This is a genomic window from Paenibacillus sp. FSL R7-0204 (assembly GCF_038002225.1).
In the GTDB taxonomy this organism is placed as follows: domain Bacteria; phylum Bacillota; class Bacilli; order Paenibacillales; family Paenibacillaceae; genus Paenibacillus_AQ.
Window position 1 is genome coordinate 1,627,363 of sequence record NZ_JBBOCA010000001.1, and the last position, 18,470, is coordinate 1,645,832.

An 18,470-nucleotide genomic window follows, 5' to 3' on the forward strand; every position below is an offset into this window, starting at 1 on the left:
TACTACATGAAAAGGACCTTCAGATTATGAAGGTCCTTCAAAAGGAGCAAAATCAGTTTGTCAAATAATGTGAATAAACGAAGAAAAGGTTCTAAGATAAACAGATCACTACTCATGGCTTCTGCTATTTTTGCAATCATTTTGATTGGGTTAATATCGATTGTAGCCATAGATCATACATCAGGCCAGTCCTATTCAGTGGAAGAAATGCCTAACTATACTCAAATTAAAGGTGAATATCAGACAGAAGGGCTGAAGTATGAAAAACAACCTCATCTCGGTGACTCCAAGGCAAAAGTAAAGGTTGTTGAATTTGCCGATTTTAAATGTCCGGCCTGTAAAAAATGGAAAGAAATGAACATGCAACGATTTTTAAATGAGTTCATAGATACTGGAAAGGCTGAACTGTTCTTTATCAACTACGCCTTTATAGATCGTGACTCTATTCTTGCCGCGAGTGCGGGCGAAGCTATTGCTAAGCAGGATAACAATAAGTTCTGGGATTTTTATGACATTCTGTACAAACACCAAGGGGATGAAAGTAAGATATGGGCGACAGAATCTTTTTTGCTTGATTTAGTGAAAGAGAATATAAAGGATATTGATTATGATTTGTTTGAAAAAGACTTAAAGAGCCATACCTATATGCTTGATGTAAAGGAGGATTACAAAACCGCAGGTCACTATGGAGTTAATGGTACACCGCAATTCATGGTAAACGGAGAATTATTGCCTGATTCATCTTATGATGGTTTGGCTAATGCCATTAATAAACAATTGAAAGTCATATCGTCTTCACCGCAATGAAAGGGGGAATAAAGTTGGAAACAGGGGTTGAAAAAGAACCACAAGTATATCCACCGCTACGCCCGTCAGGTCTCGGAGGCTGGCTGGTGCTGGTGCAGATCGGATTAATCGCAACATTAATTCAGGTATCGTATCAGCTGGTTAACTACAATATTCCAAGCTTCAGCCGGGAATATTGGGATCTTCTGGCATCCCCGCAAGGGAAAATGTATCATCCGCTCTGGGCGCCGGCCATTATATTTGAAGCCGCTGCGAACGGAGTGCTGCTATTGCTTACTATTTTTACTTTGGTTTTGTTTTATCAAAAAAAGGCACTTCTGCCGCGCATGATGATTATCCTCTATTCCGTCAACCTGCTGATCGGGATCATTGATTATGTGCTCGTGATGAATATTCCTGTTGCCAGTGAGCTGGAGGATGGAAGCAGTATGCGTGATCTGATTAGGGCATTATTCACCTGTGCGATATGGACAGCTTACTTCCGGAAATCGGAGCGCGTAAGGTACACTTTTATCCGTTAAAAAGGTCCGGTGAACGCAGGGTATGCGTCCACTCGGAAGCCTCATTACAGTCAAAAAAACCCCCGTCCAAGGTACACGGCTTCGTGTCCTTGGGCGGGGGTTATTCTGTAGAGTAGCAGTGTTATGCAGACGGGAAACGCCTGGTGTCAGACCGGCCGCCGCATCTCACCCAGCAGCTCGCCCATCTTCACCTTCGTGTCCGGGGCCAGCCCGGGGCGCGGGGTGAAGGTGCCGCTCTCCATCAGCAGGACTACCGTGGAACCGAATTCGAAATAAGCCAGGTCGTCGCCGCGCTGCCATTCTTTGGCCGCCTCATCGGTGTAGCGGATACTGCTCACATTCATTGCGCCTACCTTGACCACGGCGGTCTCGCCGTAGCTGCCGGCTATATAAGTAATCAGCCGTTCGTTACGGCTCAGGACACTCTTCATATGGCGCATGCCGAAATCATTCACGGGGTAAGCCCGTCCGCGGATATAATCGCTCTCCCTCAGCTGTCCGGTTAACGGGGAGTGAATCCGGTGATAATCGGTAGGGCTTAAGTAGAGGACGAAATAATAGCCTTTCTTGTACAGTTCGAGGTGTGGCGAGTGATTAAGCAAATCCTCCAGCGTATAATCCTGCCCCTTCACATTCATTATCGTGCCGCAGTTGATTTCGCCCATTGCCGTAATCATTGCGTCCACAGGACTGGCTACGGCATGCTCACCGCTGGCCACCGGACGCATTCCCGGCTTCAGGCGGCGGCTGAAGAATTCATTCAGTGTACGGTATTCTCCGGCAGCCTTCTCCGCCTCGGCGGCAGGAATCTGATAGGAACGAATAAATACCGGAATCATAAGGCGGCTGAGTCTGCTGTGGGATAAAGCCCCCATCAACCTGGAAAGCCATCTGTGCGAGGATAGCTCGGTCATCAGCCGCAGCAATTGTTTAACCATGCCCATCTCCCTTCCATCATGCAGCAGTGTTATCCCGTGCCAAGGGACTCCACCCGCTCTGCATTATATTGACATAGAATAGGAGACAAATCAATAAGAGTTCATTCTTAATGCTTCTTCGTACAGATATCTGGCATAGCCCATAGGCTGGCGGTAGCTGTCTTTCCATACCCCGCGCAGTCCGGCCTTCTGGAAGCCGTAACGCTGGTCGCGTCCGTTGCATTCAATGAAATACAGCTGTCCGTGCTTCGTGACACCGATGTCCAGACCGATATCGGCCAGCCCCGGCAGACTCTTCTCCAGCTCACGGGCGATGGCGAGACTGAGGGAGAGGACGGACATACGGATTCTGGCTGCCTCTTCTCCAGGGAATGCCTGCTCCAGGGCAAAAGAGGACTTCAGGGCTTCGCCCCCTCTGGCAATGTTTGAGACAAAGCCGCCGGGCGCAGCCAGCTTGGCGAACAGGCCGGTGACCTGCCATGCTCCGCCCCAGCCCCGCTGTACCGTGACACGCAGGTCAAAGGGGCGTCCGTTAATCTCGGCCAGCGGAATCCGTTCCTGGACCAGATAGGGCACGGAAGAGAGGCGGGCGCGAAGGGCCCGGGGAATGGCGTCTGGGTTAATGACTCTGCTAACCTTGCGTCTTGAGCCAGAGAGAGAGTAGCTCCAGAGCCAGCGCCCTTCGCCGCTGCGGGTGAGCCGCATCACGCCGTTACCGACGCTGCCCCGGCAAGGCTTGAGAATCAGATCCGGGTAGCGGCTCATCATCTCCCTCAGGCCGGAAAGTCCGCTTGCTGTGACTGGCAGAACGGCTTGCAGTTCGCGGCTGCGCTCCAGCAGGCTGTGAATCTGATCCTTGCCGTAGCGGTTGCAGCTGTTATAGACCTGAATCCCCTGCCGCAGCAGGCGCTCGACGCCAGTGCTGGCGGGATCATAGATTGCCCGGTTGTGGATGACCTCCGGCGTAGGGACAATCTGTCTGCGGTATCCTTGCGGCCCTTTCTTCATATAGACACTGCTGAAGCCGGACGCCACGTCGATGTCTGACAGCTTCACAAAGCAAGGGGTTAATCCGTATGCGGCGGCGGCCTCTTCGTAGTTGGCCAGAGATTCCTGTCCGGTTTTTAACCGGGGAACGCCCCCGTGCATAGCGGCGTTTAGCAGTATCCCAACGAGCTTTTGCCCCATGTTCGTTCCTCCTGTTATCTTGAAGTACTTCCCGGCTGTTTTTATGTCTCCTGCCATTGTATGTATGTACGTGCCCGTAAGGGTTGGACGGATGCGCGGCGGCAGATGCCCTTTTTTGAAAGGAGAAGATTGGATGACGGGTAAGGAGAAGGGTGTCATCCGCCTATGCTTCTGCATATGATGCCTAGAAGATACATTAGATGGAAGGAGGAGACTGCTTGTGAAGGGTCCCAAACGAAAACAGCAGCGCAGTTCCAAGAGACCGCTCTATTACGTGGATAATCCCGATACGACTGAACTTAGCATGATAGACAGCAGTCCCAAAACACAAAAAAACCAGGAATTGGAATGGGTGGAAGCGGCAGAGGGGGAAGACCTTGCCCTGCAGGTGAGCGGGGTGGAGATGCTGGAAGTGACCGCGCCGCCCGAGCAGACTGTACCTGCACTGGAAGAGAAACAGGAAACCGTGACGGAAGAGGTGCGTGGACAGGAGGAACGTGCAGTTCTGCTTGAAGCTGAAGTAACGGCTCCCCCGGAAAAAGAACGTCTGCAGCCCGTATACACCGATGACCTGTCCGATGCCGCCGTCACCGGTGCCAAGATTGCTCCACGAACCATTGACGGGTCCAGACTAAAGCATGGCATCATCGGTACACCCTGGCTGCAGGACTATGCGGTGCAGAGCATCAACCTTGCGGACCGGGCGGTTACCTCCCCGAAGATAGCGCCGGAGTCTGTTACCGGTGAGCATCTGGCGGAGAGCAGTATCAGCGGGGGCAAGCTGCTGGATCACTCCATTGGCGGTGAGAAGCTGAAGGACGGCAGCGTGGGTCCCGAGAAGCTGGCAGACCGGATGATAAGCGGAGGACATATTGCCGATGGTGCCATCAGCAGCCGCCATCTCAGTGAGTTCATTATCACAGCGGAGCTGCTGGATGACGGGGCGGTGACCGGTGAGAAGATACTCAGCAGCAGCATTGACAGCCGCCATCTCAGCAACGGCAGTATTGACCGCTCTAAGCTGGCTGACGAAGCAGTGTCCGCTGACAAAATCGCCGATGGCGAGATCAGCGGCGTCAAGCTGGGGGATGCGGTGATCGAGAGCCGGCATGTGGGGGAAGGCGTCATTACCGCGAGGCATCTGGCCCCGGGCGCCATTGGCCGGGAACAGCTGGCGGCGCGCCTGATCGGCAAGGACCAGCTTCAACCCGGTATTATTGAGAGCGGGCATCTCGCAGATGGGGCTGCCGGGTCCCGGCAGATCGCGGCGAAGGCTGTCCGCAGCCAGCATATTAACCCGGAGAGCATCCATGCGGACCATATCGCCGAAGGTGAGGTTGGCAGCCGTCATCTGGCAGACCGCAGCATTTCTTTTGTGAAGCTGGCAGACGGCGCGGTAGGGACTACACAGCTGATTGAGCAGGCGGTCACCTCTTCCAAAATAGCGGATCAGAGCATTCTGGCCCATAAGCTGGCTGACGAAGCCGTGATGACGCGCCATATTGCGAAATCTGCAGTGCGCAGTGCGCAGATTGCCACGCAGGCTGTCACTTCGGCACATTTGCAGCGCGAGGCCGTGGATAATTCTCATCTGGCCGCAGAATCTGTAGGCTCTGCCCAGCTGCAGGAGCATTCCGTCCTGACCGGCCATCTGGCCAAAGGGGCAGTTACGGAAGAACAACTGGGGTATGAATCCGTTACAGGAGAACATATTAGCCCCCAGAGTATTACCGCAGCCAAGCTGGCGGACGGCAGCATCATTACCGCCAAGCTGGCCATGGGCGCGGTCGGGAGTACGATTCTTGCAAAAGAAGCGGTCAGCGGTGAGCATATTGCAGTCTGCGCCGTGGAAGAGAAGCACCTGGCGGACGGCAGCATCAGCGGACGGGTGCTGCAGGAGGAGGCAGTAGACGCTGGTCATCTGGCATCCGGCGCTATCGAACGCAGGCATCTGGGAGACAGCAGTGTGACTTCATCCGCGCTGCAATCCGGTTCAGTAACAGCAGATAAGCTGTCCTCCGGTGCCGTCAAGGAGGCCCATCTCACTGCGGCGATTGTGCAGCCGCATCATTTGGCCGACTATGCCGTCACTTCCCTGAAGCTATCGCCGGAGAGTGTCTCAACGGATAAGCTCGGTGATCTGGCCGTCACTTCCATTAAGCTGGCGGACGGCAGTGTGAGTGCAGAGAAGCTGGCAGCCTCAGCAGTGCAGAGCGAGCATCTGTCGGAAGGCGCAGTCGGCCCGGATTCGCTTAAGGATACCTCTGTGCAAGGCAGACATCTAGCAGCGGGCAGCGTGGGCGGTGCACATATCCGGCCGCTGTCGGTTGGCAACGGGCATCTTATTCCAAGCTCTGTCTCCTCAATCCAGATTCAGGATGGCAGCATCAGCGGCACGAAGCTGGCAGAGGGGGCGGTAGCCTCTCAACATCTCACCCCTGGCAGTGTGGGCGGAAGCCAGCTGGCTGAGGCCTCAGTGGAAGGGCGGCATCTCGCGGATGGCGGCATTAGCCTGGCGCATCTGGCGGAGGAGGTCCGCAGTGCGGACCTCCTGCCTGACGGGAGCATTGGTGCAGAGAAGCTGGCGGCAGGTGCGGTGGAATCGGTTCATTTGGCTGAAGCGAGTGTTCAGGGTGTTCATTTGGCGCAGGCAGCGGTGGAAGCCCGGCATATCGGTGCCGGAGAGATTACGCTGGCCCATCTGGCCAAGGAGACGCGCAGCGCGGATATTCTCCCGGATGGCAGCATCGCAGGCAGTAAGCTGGGAGCAGGGGCGGTCGGAGCCTTCCATCTGGCTGCGGGCAGTGTGTATGGCGGCCACCTGGCTGCGGATGCAGTAAGCAGCCGGCATATCCGCGCCGGCAGCATTCAGCTCAGTCATCTGGCTTCCGATACGCGGGGCGCGGACCTGCTGCCGGATGGCAGCATAGGTGGAAGCAAGCTGGCTGAAGGCGCAGTGGATTCGCAGCATCTTCAGCCGCAGAGCGTGGATGCAGAGCATCTTGCAGGCGGAGTGATTCAAGAGCGTCATTTAGGCTCAGGAATTATCCGGCTTACGCATCTGGCTGAGGAGACGAGAAGTGCGGAGCTGCTGCCGGATGGCAGCATAGGTGGAAGCAAGCTGGCCGAAGGCGCGGTGGATTCGCAGCATCTCCAGCCGCAGAGCGTGAACGGTGAGCATCTTGCCGGTAGAGCCATCCAGGAGCATCACTTGGGTTCAGGAATTATCCGGCTTACGCATCTCGCGGAGGAAACCAGAAGTGCGGAGCTGCTGCCGGATGGCAGCATAGGTGGAAGCAAGCTGGCTGAAGACGCAGTGGGTTCGCAGCATCTCCAGCCGCAGAGCGTGAACGCAGAGCATCTTGCCGGTAGAGCCATCCAAGAGCATCACTTGGGCTCTGGAATTATCCGGCTGGCGCATCTCGCGGAGGAAACCAGAAGTGCGGAGCTGCTGCCGGATGGCAGCATAGGTGGAAGCAAGCTGGTTGAAGGCGCAGTGAGTTCGCAGCATCTCCAGCCGCAGAGCGTGAACGCAGAGCATCTTGCAGGCGGAGTAATCCGGGATCGCCATTTGGGGCCGGGAGTTATCCGGCTGGCGCATCTCGCGGAGGAAACCAGAAGTGCGGAGCTGCTGCCGGATGGCAGTATTAGTGGAAGCAAGCTGGCCGCAGGTTCTGTAGGCTCTATCCATCTGGCTTCCGGCAGCATCTATGGAGGTCACCTGGCGCCTGAAGCTGTGGATAGCTGTCATATCCGTCCCGGCAGCATCAGCCTGGAGCATCTGGCGCAGGATGCCCGGACCGCTGAACTTTTGCAGGACGGCAGTATTACAGGGGGGAAGGTTGCTCCTCACAGCATTGGAACCAGTCATCTGGCGGAAGGCGCAGTGGGAAGCTCAGAGCTTCAAGATGAAGCCGTGGATGGTTCCAAAATCGCATCCTTTGCCATCCAGTCCCGGCATCTGGAAGAAGACAGCGTGCAGAGCTACCACATTGTTCAGAATGCAGTGAGCGGGGATCATCTGGCGCCTGATTCTGTGGATAGCAGCCATCTCCGTGCGGGCAGCATCCAGCGTGAGCATCTGGCAGAGGGCACGCTAACCTCCGAGCTGCTTGGAGAAGGCAGCATAGACGGCAGCAAGCTGGCGCCAGGAGCGGTGGGGCCAAATCATCTGGCTCCGGGCAGCATCTACGGAGGCCATCTGGCTCCCGGAATTGTTGACGGGCGCCATATCCGTCCCGGCAGCATCGGCCTGGAGCATCTGTCCGGGGATGCGCTGACCTCCGAGCTGCTCCCGGACCATAGTGTTACAGGAGAGAAGCTTGCTCTTCACAGTGTCGGCACCGGCCATCTGGCTGAAGGTGCGGTAGGCAGCACTGAGCTGCAGGATGAGGCGGTGAAGGCTGCCAAAATTGCTTCCTTTGCCGTTCAGTCCCGGCATCTGGAAGAAGACAGCATCCAGAGCCATCACATTGCTCAGGATGCAGTGAATGGAGATCATCTGGCTCCCTATTCAGTGGATAGCAGTCATCTCCGCGCGGGCAGCATCCAGCGTGAGCACCTGGCAGAGGGCACGCTAACCTCCGAGCTGCTCGGAGAAGGCAGCATAGACGGCAGCAAGCTGGCGCCAGGAGCGGTGGGGCCTAATCATCTCGCTCCGGGCAGCATCTACGGAGGCCATTTGTCTCCTGGAATTGTTGACGGGCGCCACATTCGTCCTGGCAGCATAGGCCTGGAGCATCTGGCTGGAGATGCACTGACCTCCGAGCTGCTCCCGGACCATAGTGTGAACGGAGCGAAGCTTGCGATTCACAGCGTAGGCACCGGACATCTGGCTGAAGGTGCGGTAGGAAGTTCTGAACTGCAGGATGAGGCGGTTAAGGCTTCGAACATCGCTCCCTTTGCCGTCCAGTCCCGGCATCTGGAAGAAGACAGCATCCAGAGCCATCATATTGCTCAGGGTGCAGTGAACGGGGATCATCTGGCTCCCGGATCAGTCAATGCGGAGCATCTGTCCTTCCATCCGGTGCAGAGTGTCGGGAACCGCGATGTTTTGCAGCAGTTCGGGATGACGGCGTTTATGTTCAATGGTGAGGCGGAGAGTGTAGAGGTGAGCGTTTCTTTTGACGAGAGCTTCGGTCATACCGGCTACGTGCTGGTTGCCATGGCTAACCAGCCGTACTTCCATGCTTCGCTGAAGAACAGAACGGGCGGAGGAGCGACGATTGAGGTGGTGCGGCTGCGTGAGACCCAGCATTTCTATGGCGTGCTGTCATGGATTGCGCTCGGCACTCCGCTGGTCAAACCTGCTGTGGAGCATCGTGCTTTTGATTGATCTGAGACTATTGTCGGGTAGTGGGATATGCGAATTCTCGTTGCTGCAACATAAGCTCAGATCGTAGACAGGTTGGAATGTATATGAGGCGCAGCCGTTGGCTGCGTCTTTCTTTGGCATTTAATCCATACGTGGAAGCGATTGGATTTCATACAATTGCTGCTGAACGGAAGAGTTCCTGCTTCTGCATATGCCTCCTTGCCGGCTTATTGCCGGGTGGAAGCGCATAGCGGCATTTGTCCAATTATCTGCGCTCGGGGAGACACTTGCCGTTACCGGGGGTGGCGGGATACATAGACTATGGTGTAACCCTCAGCCCGGGAGCAGCCCTGTGAAGGAAGGTGGATGAGCATGAAAAGAAAAGGAACATCTGCCCGCCGCACGGGGCGGCGGGCAACCCGGACAGCACGGCGGCCGGTAGCACGGCCGGTACGGCCTGCTATACCGCCGCCTGCGGTGAATCATCCGCAGCCTGAGGTGTCGGTCATTATTCCGGCCATGAATGAGGCGGCGACGATTGCCGCGGTAATCGCCGGAGCCAGAGGCGTTCATCCCCGCTGTGAGGTTATTGTGATTGTTAACGGTTCTGCGGATCAGACCGCAGAGATTGCGCGCTCCTGCGGCGCGAACGTAATTGTGTATGAACAGCCGCTCGGGCATGATGTCGGGCGAAGCGTAGGCGCTGCGGCGGCGAAGGGAACGGTTCTGTTGTTCACGGATGGGGATCTGGTAATCCCCGCCTCGCAGCTGCGTCCCTTCGTGACCGCAGTCAGCGGCGGAGCGGATCTGGCACTGAATGATTATTCCGGTCCGGTCCGCAGCAAAGTTCCGCATCCGGTGGTGTTATCCAAGCATGTGCTGAATCTTCTGCTCGGAAGATCTGAGCTGAAGGGCTGCTCCTTGACCGCTGTCCCTCATGCGATTAGCCGCAGGGCGCTGGATGTCCTGGGCAGCGGCCTGCTGTCGAGACCGCCGCTCGCACATGCGCAGGCAGTGCTGGAGGGCCTGGTTGTGACGGCGGTGCATAATGTGCCTGTTGGCAGGATGAACGCAGTCCGCCGGAAGCACAGCGGCAGCGATCCTTTGCAGGAGGCTATCCTCAGAGACCACCTGGATGCTGTAGCCCTGGTGCTGGAGCGCAAGGGCGGCCGGGCAGGCTTCGGGGACGGCACCCGGCGAAGGGAGATGGTGAGATGATGGAAGAGCGGGAAGTATCCGTCAGCGGCCGGTCTTCAGCAGGGCGTACTGCCCCCGGAAGCAGCGGCTCTAAAGGCCGCACCGCCGGACGCGGCACCGCAGTGCGCAGAGGCGCGGCCAAGCAGCGGCCTGCGCAGCGCCGCAGCAAGCCTGCGGGGGCTGGGCTGGGCCTCTCCCGCTCCAAGCGGAAGCCCGCTTCCGGGCGGCGGGTCCTGCCGCTGCTGGCACCAAAGGGCTCGCTGTCGGTGATTATCTCGGCCCGGAATGAGGAGCAGACGTTGCCGAAGCTGCTGGAGCAGGTGGAACGCCTGAAGCCGCAGGAGATTATCGTGGTGCTGAACGGCTGCAGCGACCGCAGTTTTCAGCGGACCCGGTTATGCGCTCAGGCGAGCATAGTGTACATTCCGGAATCTGCCGGACATGATGTAGGGCGTTCCCTGGGTGCCAAGCTCAGCCGGGGAGATATCCTGTTGTTTCTGGATGGCGATATGGTAATCTCCGCCGGGCAGCTGTCTTCCTTTGTGGCTGCGGTGGACCGGGGGGTGGATGTGGCGCTCAACGACCTTGATCCGCTTCTGCCACCCTTCGGGCTAAGTGATGCGGTTACCCGCTGCAAGCTCTACCTGAATCAGGTTCTGGGCCGCCCGGATCTTGGAGCAAGCTCCATGACAGCCGTTCCGCATGCCTTATCCCGCCGGGCGCTGGAGAGAATCGGCTACCGGGAGCTGATGGTGCCGCCTCGGGCGCTGGCGCTCTCCATTATGGGCCGCCTGCGGGTAGAGAAGGCCGGAGGGGTGAATGTGATTAAGCAGAACCGGCTGCGCCAGGGCAACACGGGAGCCGGGAATGCCATGGAGCAGCTGATTGCCGGTGATCATGCGGAAGCTCTGGTCTGCGTGATTGCCCGCCAGCAGAGCAGCGGACAGCTCTCGGCCGAGAACCTGCTGGAGCACCGCCGGCAGATTGCCGCCTGGAGGAACGCGCTATGACAATGACGAGCATTATTATTCCTACGTATAACAGGCTCGGGCTGCTGCGCTCCTGCGTCGAATCGATCAGAGCGCATACCCGGTCCGCCTATGAGATTATTGTAGTGGACAATGCCTCGGATGATGGTACCGAAGCCTACTGCCGCGCCAGCAAGCTGAAGTTCATCTCCCTCCCGGAGAACCGCGGTTTTCCGCTGGCCTGCAATATCGGGCTGCAGCTGGCTGCGGGGGAGGAACTGCTGCTGCTGAACAATGACGTTATTGTGTCGCAAGGCTGGCTGGATAATCTGAAGAGCGCCTTGTACAGTGCCCCTGATATAGGAATTGTCGGACCGTTGACGAATTATGCCAGCGGGCGGCAGCAGGTACAGACCGGCTATACGGATATTGCAGGCTTCCATGCGGAAGCGCTCCGGGCCAATATTCCTGATGCAGCGAAGTGGCAGGAGACCCGAAGGCTTGTAGGTCTGTGCTTTTTATTCAAAAGACAGCTTATGGACGCGATCGGCCTGCTCGATGAACGCTTCTCGCCGGGCCATTATGAGGATGACGATTACTGCTACCGCGCCCGGCTGCAGGGATACCGGCTGCTGATTACCGGAGATTGCCTGGTTCATCATGAAGGCAGCGCCAGCTTCAAGGAGGTCTATTCCGCCTCATTGCAGGAGCTGGTGGAGCGCAACCGCAGGATTTTTATGGAGAAATGGCAAGTGGACCCCGCGCAGTTCATCTGAGGCCGCTGGCCGAAGGCTAAAGACGTAGAGAAAGAGGAGGAACGTAAGTGAAAGGAGTCATACTGGCAGGCGGAACAGGAACAAGGCTATACCCGCTCACCCGGCTGATGAACAAACATTTGCTTCCGGTCGGCAAATACCCTATGGTGTGCTACGGGATTGAGCGGCTGCGCCAGGGGGGGATCACCGATATTCTCCTGGTCATCAGCAAACAGTCCGCAGGACAGTACACTGACTTTTTGGGCAGCGGCGCGGAGTTCGGCGTCTCCCTGACTTACAAAATCCAGGAAGCGGCAGGCGGCATCGCGGAAGCGCTGGAGCTGGCGGAAGGATTCATCCTGCCGGGAGAACGGTTTGTCGTGCTGCTGGGGGATAATTTGTTCATGGATAGTCTGGAGCCTTACGTGAAGAGTTATCTGCAGCAGCCAGCGGGGACCGCGAAGGTGCTCCTGAAGCCTGTTGAGGATGCGCGCAGATACGGGGTTCCGGTGTTTGACAGCGCCGATGCTTCCCTGATTGCTTACATTGAAGAGAAGCCGGAGCAGCCGAAGACGAAATTCTGTGTTACAGGCATATATATGTACGATGAAGCAGTATTTGATATCATCCGCCGTATTTCGCCTTCCAGAAGGGGCGAGCTGGAGATTACCGATGTGAACAACCTGTATGCCGTAGAGCGCAAGCTGAGCTATGATGTGCTGCAAGGCTGGTGGAGCGACGCGGGAACCTTCCAGTCTCTGCGCGAAGCCGGAGATAAGCTGAGAGATACGCTGCCCTGAGGGGCGGCGTTTTTTTGGTAGGTGAGGGGATTATAGAGGGCGGCTGAGAGGGAAAGGAGAGCGGGTGAGGGGGAAGAGTAGTTGGTCTACATAGGAAGAGGATGGGGATTGAAGGAAACTTAAGAGGTCAAAAGTAACTAAAGGGATAAATCCCGTAGAATTCACCGGAAGTGGGCTGGGAGCCGGAATGAAGTGTACAAATGCACCTGAATCCGGCGAAAGTTGGCGTTGGACGGAAATGAGGAGCACTAATACCCCTGAATCCCACCGTAAGCGGGCGCAGGGGCCAAAAGTCGGCGAAACTCCCCCGGCGGGCTGTGCTTCCATTTCAGCATGCAGTCCTGGGCATATAGTCTCTAGTATGCAGCCATTAACTTATCGTCCGCAGCTTATCGTCCGCAGCTTATCGTCCCAGCTGGGCAGCCACCCAACTCATCACCATCAGCTACTGGCTGGCCGAGCAATTCTCCACCAGAACAAATCCTCGGTTTCCCGGTACAGCTCCGCACCCAGGTGCTGCAGGACACGGTGGGAGGCGAAGTTATCCTTCTCGGTATCTGCAATGACCCAGCGTGCGCCGGGATGGCTGAAGATCCAGGCGGTGATCTGCCGCAGCGCTTCTGTGGCATAGCCCTGGCCCCAGTATCTCTCGTCCAGGACATAACCAACGATGACCTCCCCTTGCTCGTTCGGGGGGCCTTTGAGAATCAGGAAGCCGATGAGCTGCTGCTGCTCCCGGTGGATGATGGCCCACATGGTCAGCCAACAGTAGTTCTCTTCATCCTGTAGTACCTTCGCATGCCTGACCCGCAGCGCATAGCGCATCTCTTCATCGTCCAGCAGGGTGGTGGTGCTCGTCACATTCAAGCCCAGCGCCTGCTCCAGCTCCGAATAATTCTCCAGGGATAAAGCAAGCTCGGCAGCATTCAATGGCCGGAGCCTCAGGTGGTTGTCCGTATATGTCATGAAAATCGATCTACTCCTTTATTCTAGTATACATATAATAAAGAACATTATGACTAAGAAACAAACTCATGATCTGCTGAAGCACGGACTAATAGTCCGAATTGTTGGCTTTGCCAGTGAAGCAAAGAATGAATCCTCCTTGTATATGTTGATCAAACGATTGATGATGTCCTTTAAGTAATGGAATGCGCATGAATGACACGACCAGGAAAATTGTGTTATGTTAATCAGAAGTGAAATCAGAAATCTTCAAAATATAGAACCCGAGATATAAGGAGGCCCCTTTTGCAACCCCAATCTAATATCAGTATAAACAGACGGATTTTTTGGCTTTTAATTAAGCAAATGAGGCCTAAACAATGGACAAAGAATTTGCTTATTTTTGCCGCGCCATTGTTTTCTTTTGAAGTAGTAACTACTGCCGATATTTTTTACACTTTTTCAGGTTTCCTGCTCCTATGTTTTATATCAGGTTGCGTATACATCGTTAATGATTACATCGATATTGAATCTGATCAGAATCATCCTGTAAAACGGAATCGTCCCATGGCTTCAGGAGAATTGAACCCCGGTATTGCCTTAATCTTTGGGGCCCTTATTGTTATATTGTCTTTGTCCCTAGCGTATGTATTAAATCCGTTGTTTTCTCTTTTGCTAGTTTTCTATTTTTGTATAAATGTTGCTTACTCGTTACGTCTTAAAAATGTTGTTATCATTGATATCATGATTATTGCAGCGGGCTTTGTATTACGGGCAATTGCTGGCGGACTTGTTATTCATGTTCCCTTTACGCCCTGGTTTTTATTATGCACTATGCTGCTTTCTCTTTTTCTCGCAATTGGGAAAAGAAGACATGAGCTTTTTTTGCTTGGAAATGAAAAGGCTGCACATCGTAAAGTGCTAGAGAATTATTCTTTTGAACTATTAGATCAATTAAGCAGTATTGTAACAACAGCTACGATAATTAGCTATTCATTGTTTACATTTACATCTGGACGAACTATACAATTAATGTGGACCATACCTTTGGTTATTTACGGTGTCTTCAGATATTTATATTTGATCCATATAGAAAATAAAGGCGGAGCCCCGGATAAAGTATTATTTGAGGATAAGCACATCCTGATTACAGTTGTCCTCTATGTAGTCAGTGTAATTTTAATTTTATATTATTTTGAATAGGCTGAAGGGGAATCTAAATGTATCTGAAGCTCGCCTTATTTGATATTGACAAGACGATTATTGATAAAGATTCTATGTTTTCATTCTTGTTTTATGGACTAAGAAAGACCCCCACTTCTTTCCATATGTTCATTCTTGCCGGATTATATGCTGTTCTTTATCGGTTGAATTGTATATCTGCTGAAGTTGCTAAAAGTGCCTTTTTTAGTTTTATGAAATATATGAATGATAATGATCTTAAGCACTTTTTCAATACCAAACTTAAACCTCACATTTATAGACAAGCCTTAGAGGAGATTCGCCTTAGGAAACGGGAAGGTTATCATATACTTCTGGTTACAGCGTCCCCAATTGCCTACATGAAATATTTTGAAGAGCTAAATGAAGTGGATGGTGTAATTGGAACAGAGCTTTTGTTTGAGAAGGGACATTATACAGGTACTATCCAGGGGAATAACTGTAAAGGTGAAGAAAAGGTAGTGCGCATAAAGGGTTATTTAAAAGAGAAGAAGATTACAGTAGATTACAATAATTCATGTGCGTATTCTGATTCCTTATCCGACATGCCAATGCTTAATCTGGTGAAACAAAGATATATAATTAACTCTAATAATGCAGCGGGTTGTGAGGTATTGAAATGGAGCAACTGACAAAGGTGAAAAAGGGGTCTATCGGAAAATGGTTTATGATTATTTCAGCCTTTTTGACAGCAACTGGACAGTTATTTTGGAAATGGGGTCATAGCAATATCATTTATATGGCCCTAGGCTTTGTATGTTACGGAATTGGGGCATTTTTTATGATAAGCTCATTTAAATTTTTGAAACTATCTGTGGCTTATCCCCTCATGTGTACAAGTTACATTATCGCTCTGGTTTATGGCGGGTTATTTCTTGGGGAACCCATTACGTTGAAGAAATTGGTGGCTGTTACTCTTCTAGGGATAGGAGTGAGCGTAACCACCTATGAAAAATGAACAATTCTTATATTTGCTTCTTGTAATTATGACGATATTGGGTTCTTTAGGGAGTGTCTTTTTTAAAAGTTTTACTGAGAAAAAACAATTTTATCTCCTGTTTTTTGGATTTTTTTTATATGGAGGCGGTGCTTTGCTCAATATTTATTTGCTGAGAAGACTGCCTTATACTTTAGTAGTTCCAGCGAATTCCCTTACTTTTTTGTGGACAATAATATTAGCAAAAGTCTTTTTTAAGGAAACTATAGGTATTATGAAAATATCAGGTTTTATTTTCATAATTTCGGGTCTTTTTTTACTGGTAAACTAAAAATGAATAAATGAAAGATTGGAGATTATTATGTCGTTTTATACTTATTATTTCAAGGATAAAAAGGATAACTATATAGCAGCAGCAGTAGGGCTTGTTTTATTCTTGGGTTATCTGCTTATTAACATGCCTTACATTCAGTACATCAAAGAGAACGCTGATATGCTATCTGTCTTCAATCCATTCTACGGTGCTCCATTTTCTTTAAACTTGTTTAACTTTGACCCCTCAGTGGAATATGGCAGCCTTACTTCATCTATCATTCATCCACTATATAATTTTCTTACAGCTCCGCTTAACTATTTATCAGTTCATTCTGTTGGTAATTTGTTTTTTCTTTTGCTGCAGTCCATATTGAATGCATTGGGCACTGCTATTCTTTTTTTCATTATGCGCAAGAGCGGATCATCTCGGGGGATTTCGGCTTTTTTCTCAATTCTTTTTGGTGTATGTTCTTATACATTGTTTTCTTCATTAATCCCAGATTCGTATCCCTACGCTCAACTAATTATGATTTTATCTGCTGCATACCTATATAAATCTCGTGATTTATCTTCATTCCCAGTTATTCCGGGAGCATTATTGATTTTGCTGAATTTTGGGATTACCTCCACAAATTTAATTACATTTACTGGTGCCTTATTTGTAAGCATATATAATTCTAGCTATAGGATGGAGACGTTGAAACGTTTTTTGAGGATCATGATTTTTTCATTACTTTTGCTCATATTCTTTACGGGGTTACAATACGCCCTATTTTCTGGGAAAACATGGGTTTCGAATGTCGGAGGAGGCCTATCGAATGGTGCCTTTGGTTATATATCCCCTTTTTCACTTGCTCATCATTCTGAATTATTTCATATGTTAGTGGTCAACCCGGTTCTTACGCCAGAAATTTCATTAATAGATCCGAAAATTGTTGCCTTTGCCTCGAATATCAGTGCACCTCATCCAATCTACGTACAATTTGCAGGCTTCGGGATAACTGTTCTGGCTATACTGGGGTTCATCCGAGGTATTCGTAATCGAGAAGTTTGGTCATTGATGATTTATCCCCTTTTTGCAATTTTCTTGCATATAGTCATTGGTTTTGGTCTTGCGGCATACAAATACGATCTGTATTTATACGCGGGACATTATCTATTTGCAATCTTCCTTCTTGCCAGTTTTTTTGTAAGGACAGTAACGAATGTTAAGCTAAAAAAAGTGTGTTCTTCCTTTATCATCTTGTTGATTATTGTGACAATGGCTAACAATATAGTTAAGCATTATTCAACGTTAGATTACATTAAGTCATCATATATCAAGCTTGAGAATCAATCAGATTAATGGATACAAGAGTGAATGCCGGATGTTCAATAAAAATAAAGCCGCGAGTCTCTTATAGAGAGAATTGCGGCTTTATTTTTTTGGTGATCACCATAATAAGATATTGCACTCGCTTGGGTATAATTGCTTCCTGACTTCCTTCTATTAGCTTGAATATCTATGTCTTTCAAAATTAAAGTTTTACTAATTGATGTTGCGGCACCGTCAAGGCGGATGCCGCATATGCTGTAGCAGGGCGTTTGAGCAAAGGAGACATGAAGGTGCAGAGTAAAATTACAAAAGTCCTGCAGCACATGGCCCATACGCACGAACAAATGGCACGGATTCTCGACGCCGAACGCCACGTAGCCGTCCGTATGTCGCAAATAGTTCACGATCTGCCGGATGCGGACCCTGATTTCGGCGGATTCAGTGGGCTGGTGGAAAGCTCAGGTCAAGTCAACAAAAACATCATTGCTTACCTCAATGCACTTGCCGATCTCGAAGAGGCGATGGCTGAGGGAGTGGGCAGGGTCATCAAGGAATTAAACGGTCAGGAAGAAGAGTAAGGATAACGTGTAACCTGAGCAAGGAGGCGGAGGATGAGCAGAGAAAAGGCATATCTGCAAATGCTGGAGTCGACCGCTGCCATCCAGTGGAACATCGCGATGATTCTCGAGGCCAAAGCGGTGGAAGCGGAAAAAGTGAAGCAGTGGACCCATCATCACATCCACGCTAGAGCATTCGACTCCCACGAAGACCAGCTGAAGGAATCCATCTCTATTCACGAGGTAATCGTGGAAATGGTAGAGGGGCTGACGAAGCTGGAGAACGGGCTGTACAGCAACCTGAAGGCGGTGCTGGGCAGCGGGGAAGACGAGGGCGGCGATTTCGGCGGGGATGGCGAGGGCTTCAGCTTCGGGGACGACAGCAAATGAGCGGCGGGCTGCTCTCCGAACATGCCGTCAAGCTGGAGATGATCCGCTCGATCGCCCGCAGCCAGGCAGCGCTCGCAGCCATCCTCGAGAGTATTGCTGAAGTGACGGGGCAATCGGAGCTGACAGCCCGCAAGCTGAGCGACAATATCAGGATCCTTAGCGGGTACCAGAGTTCAATGTGCCGGATGATTTCCGGTATTTCACTGCATGAGCCCAAAGAAGGAGTGCCTGCAGCCCCCTGGCTGAGCAAGGTCTGCTCAGAGGGGACCGCCAGGAGTAGATGAAGTACAGGAGGCGTAGAA

At 52.1% G+C, this 18,470-nt stretch carries 18 protein-coding genes; 15 read left to right on the plus strand and 3 right to left on the minus strand.

All coding sequences use genetic code 11. The annotated features are described in order from the left end of the window. Positions 1-57: 57 nt before the first annotated feature. On the plus strand, positions 58-807 hold the full coding sequence (locus MKX42_RS07295) for a DsbA family protein (RefSeq protein ID WP_340751922.1): 750 nt from the start codon (positions 58-60) through the stop codon (positions 805-807). 14 nt (positions 808-821) lie between these two features. Then, positions 822-1,328 carry a DUF2569 domain-containing protein gene (locus MKX42_RS07300; RefSeq protein WP_340751923.1) on the plus strand — a complete coding sequence of 169 codons (507 nt, stop codon included), beginning with the start codon at positions 822-824 and terminating at the stop codon, positions 1,326-1,328. Between the two features lie 146 nt (positions 1,329-1,474). On the opposite strand, the gene asd is transcribed toward MKX42_RS07300, so the two are convergent. Together asd and MKX42_RS07310 are read right to left on the minus strand one after the other, a co-directional pair. Then, positions 1,475-2,266, minus strand: a complete 792-nt coding sequence (gene asd, locus MKX42_RS07305) for an archaetidylserine decarboxylase (RefSeq protein ID WP_340751924.1) — start codon at positions 2,264-2,266, stop codon at positions 1,475-1,477. Between the two features lie 90 nt (positions 2,267-2,356). After that, the gene (locus MKX42_RS07310; RefSeq protein WP_340751925.1) at positions 2,357-3,454 is read right to left on the minus strand and encodes a YheC/YheD family endospore coat-associated protein; all 1,098 of its coding nucleotides are present in this window, start codon (positions 3,452-3,454) and stop codon (positions 2,357-2,359) included. A gap of 220 nt (positions 3,455-3,674) precedes the next feature. Between MKX42_RS07310 and MKX42_RS07315 the strand changes: the two genes are divergently transcribed. The 5 genes from MKX42_RS07315 (at position 3,675) to MKX42_RS07335 (ending at position 12,488) form a co-directional block, all read left to right on the plus strand. Further along, on the plus strand, positions 3,675-8,789 hold the full coding sequence (locus MKX42_RS07315; RefSeq protein WP_340751926.1) for a WIAG-tail domain: 5,115 nt from the start codon (positions 3,675-3,677) through the stop codon (positions 8,787-8,789). Positions 8,790-9,140: 351 nt separating this feature from the next. Beyond that, the gene (locus MKX42_RS07320) at positions 9,141-9,986 is read left to right on the plus strand and encodes a glycosyltransferase family 2 protein (RefSeq protein ID WP_340751927.1); all 846 of its coding nucleotides are present in this window, start codon (positions 9,141-9,143) and stop codon (positions 9,984-9,986) included. Beyond that, on the plus strand, positions 9,983-10,975 hold the full coding sequence (locus MKX42_RS07325; RefSeq protein WP_340751928.1) for a glycosyltransferase family 2 protein: 993 nt from the start codon (positions 9,983-9,985) through the stop codon (positions 10,973-10,975). Before MKX42_RS07320 ends, MKX42_RS07325 begins: the two co-directional genes overlap by 4 nt. Then, positions 10,972-11,709: a glycosyltransferase family 2 protein gene (locus MKX42_RS07330; RefSeq protein WP_340751929.1), complete on the plus strand. Its 738-nt coding sequence runs from the start codon at positions 10,972-10,974 to the stop codon at positions 11,707-11,709. The genes MKX42_RS07325 and MKX42_RS07330 overlap by 4 nt, the downstream gene beginning before the upstream one ends. Positions 11,710-11,756: 47 nt before the next feature. After that, complete coding sequence (locus MKX42_RS07335; protein WP_339220012.1) at positions 11,757-12,488, plus strand: sugar phosphate nucleotidyltransferase; 732 nt, start codon at positions 11,757-11,759, stop codon at positions 12,486-12,488. A gap of 441 nt (positions 12,489-12,929) precedes the next feature. On the opposite strand, the gene MKX42_RS07340 is transcribed toward MKX42_RS07335, so the two are convergent. Further along, entirely contained in the window at positions 12,930-13,454 is a 525-nt protein-coding gene (locus tag MKX42_RS07340; RefSeq protein WP_340751930.1) for a GNAT family N-acetyltransferase, read from the minus strand. A gap of 285 nt (positions 13,455-13,739) precedes the next feature. Between MKX42_RS07340 and MKX42_RS07345 the strand changes: the two genes are divergently transcribed. The 8 genes from MKX42_RS07345 (at position 13,740) to MKX42_RS07380 (ending at position 18,452) form a co-directional block, all read left to right on the plus strand. Further along, positions 13,740-14,636: a decaprenyl-phosphate phosphoribosyltransferase gene (locus tag MKX42_RS07345; RefSeq protein WP_340751931.1), complete on the plus strand. Its 897-nt coding sequence runs from the start codon at positions 13,740-13,742 to the stop codon at positions 14,634-14,636. 17 nt (positions 14,637-14,653) lie between these two features. Next, positions 14,654-15,286, plus strand: coding sequence for an HAD family hydrolase (locus MKX42_RS07350; protein ID WP_340751932.1), 633 nt, complete (start codon positions 14,654-14,656; stop codon positions 15,284-15,286). Continuing rightward, the gene (locus MKX42_RS07355; protein WP_340751933.1) at positions 15,274-15,612 is read left to right on the plus strand and encodes an EamA family transporter; all 339 of its coding nucleotides are present in this window, start codon (positions 15,274-15,276) and stop codon (positions 15,610-15,612) included. The genes MKX42_RS07350 and MKX42_RS07355 overlap by 13 nt, the downstream gene beginning before the upstream one ends. Then, a complete protein-coding gene (locus MKX42_RS07360) occupies positions 15,602-15,922 on the plus strand; it encodes an EamA family transporter (RefSeq protein ID WP_340751934.1) in 321 nt (106 codons plus the stop codon). The genes MKX42_RS07355 and MKX42_RS07360 overlap by 11 nt, the downstream gene beginning before the upstream one ends. Positions 15,923-15,952: 30 nt before the next feature. After that, the gene (locus MKX42_RS07365) at positions 15,953-17,251 is read left to right on the plus strand and encodes a DUF6080 domain-containing protein (protein WP_340751935.1); all 1,299 of its coding nucleotides are present in this window, start codon (positions 15,953-15,955) and stop codon (positions 17,249-17,251) included. A gap of 254 nt (positions 17,252-17,505) precedes the next feature. After that, entirely contained in the window at positions 17,506-17,799 is a 294-nt protein-coding gene (locus MKX42_RS07370; RefSeq protein ID WP_081751236.1) for a nucleoside-diphosphate sugar epimerase, read from the plus strand. Positions 17,800-17,832: 33 nt separating this feature from the next. Next, positions 17,833-18,168, plus strand: coding sequence for a hypothetical protein (locus tag MKX42_RS07375; RefSeq protein ID WP_036727122.1), 336 nt, complete (start codon positions 17,833-17,835; stop codon positions 18,166-18,168). Further along, on the plus strand, positions 18,165-18,452 hold the full coding sequence (locus MKX42_RS07380; protein ID WP_036701531.1) for a hypothetical protein: 288 nt from the start codon (positions 18,165-18,167) through the stop codon (positions 18,450-18,452). Before MKX42_RS07375 ends, MKX42_RS07380 begins: the two co-directional genes overlap by 4 nt. Positions 18,453-18,470: the final 18 nt, after the last annotated feature.

What these genes read in the sequence shown, in the direction of transcription:
- MKX42_RS07340 (WP_340751930.1), bottom strand. Translation starts at nt 13,454, where the DNA reads ATGACATATACGGACAACCACCTGAGGCTCCGGCCATTGAATGCTGCC.
- MKX42_RS07330 (WP_340751929.1), top strand. Translation starts at nt 10,972, where the DNA reads ATGACAATGACGAGCATTATTATTCCTACGTATAACAGGCTCGGGCTG.
- MKX42_RS07365 (WP_340751935.1), top strand. Translation starts at nt 15,953, where the DNA reads ATGTCGTTTTATACTTATTATTTCAAGGATAAAAAGGATAACTATATA.
- asd (WP_340751924.1), bottom strand. Translation starts at nt 2,266, where the DNA reads ATGGTTAAACAATTGCTGCGGCTGATGACCGAGCTATCCTCGCACAGA.
- MKX42_RS07370 (WP_081751236.1), top strand. Translation starts at nt 17,506, where the DNA reads ATGAAGGTGCAGAGTAAAATTACAAAAGTCCTGCAGCACATGGCCCAT.
- MKX42_RS07350 (WP_340751932.1), top strand. Translation starts at nt 14,654, where the DNA reads ATGTATCTGAAGCTCGCCTTATTTGATATTGACAAGACGATTATTGAT.
- MKX42_RS07380 (WP_036701531.1), top strand. Translation starts at nt 18,165, where the DNA reads ATGAGCGGCGGGCTGCTCTCCGAACATGCCGTCAAGCTGGAGATGATC.
- MKX42_RS07320 (WP_340751927.1), top strand. Translation starts at nt 9,141, where the DNA reads ATGAAAAGAAAAGGAACATCTGCCCGCCGCACGGGGCGGCGGGCAACC.
- MKX42_RS07325 (WP_340751928.1), top strand. Translation starts at nt 9,983, where the DNA reads ATGATGGAAGAGCGGGAAGTATCCGTCAGCGGCCGGTCTTCAGCAGGG.
- MKX42_RS07355 (WP_340751933.1), top strand. Translation starts at nt 15,274, where the DNA reads ATGGAGCAACTGACAAAGGTGAAAAAGGGGTCTATCGGAAAATGGTTT.
- MKX42_RS07310 (WP_340751925.1), bottom strand. Translation starts at nt 3,454, where the DNA reads ATGGGGCAAAAGCTCGTTGGGATACTGCTAAACGCCGCTATGCACGGG.
- MKX42_RS07375 (WP_036727122.1), top strand. Translation starts at nt 17,833, where the DNA reads ATGAGCAGAGAAAAGGCATATCTGCAAATGCTGGAGTCGACCGCTGCC.
- MKX42_RS07360 (WP_340751934.1), top strand. Translation starts at nt 15,602, where the DNA reads ATGAAAAATGAACAATTCTTATATTTGCTTCTTGTAATTATGACGATA.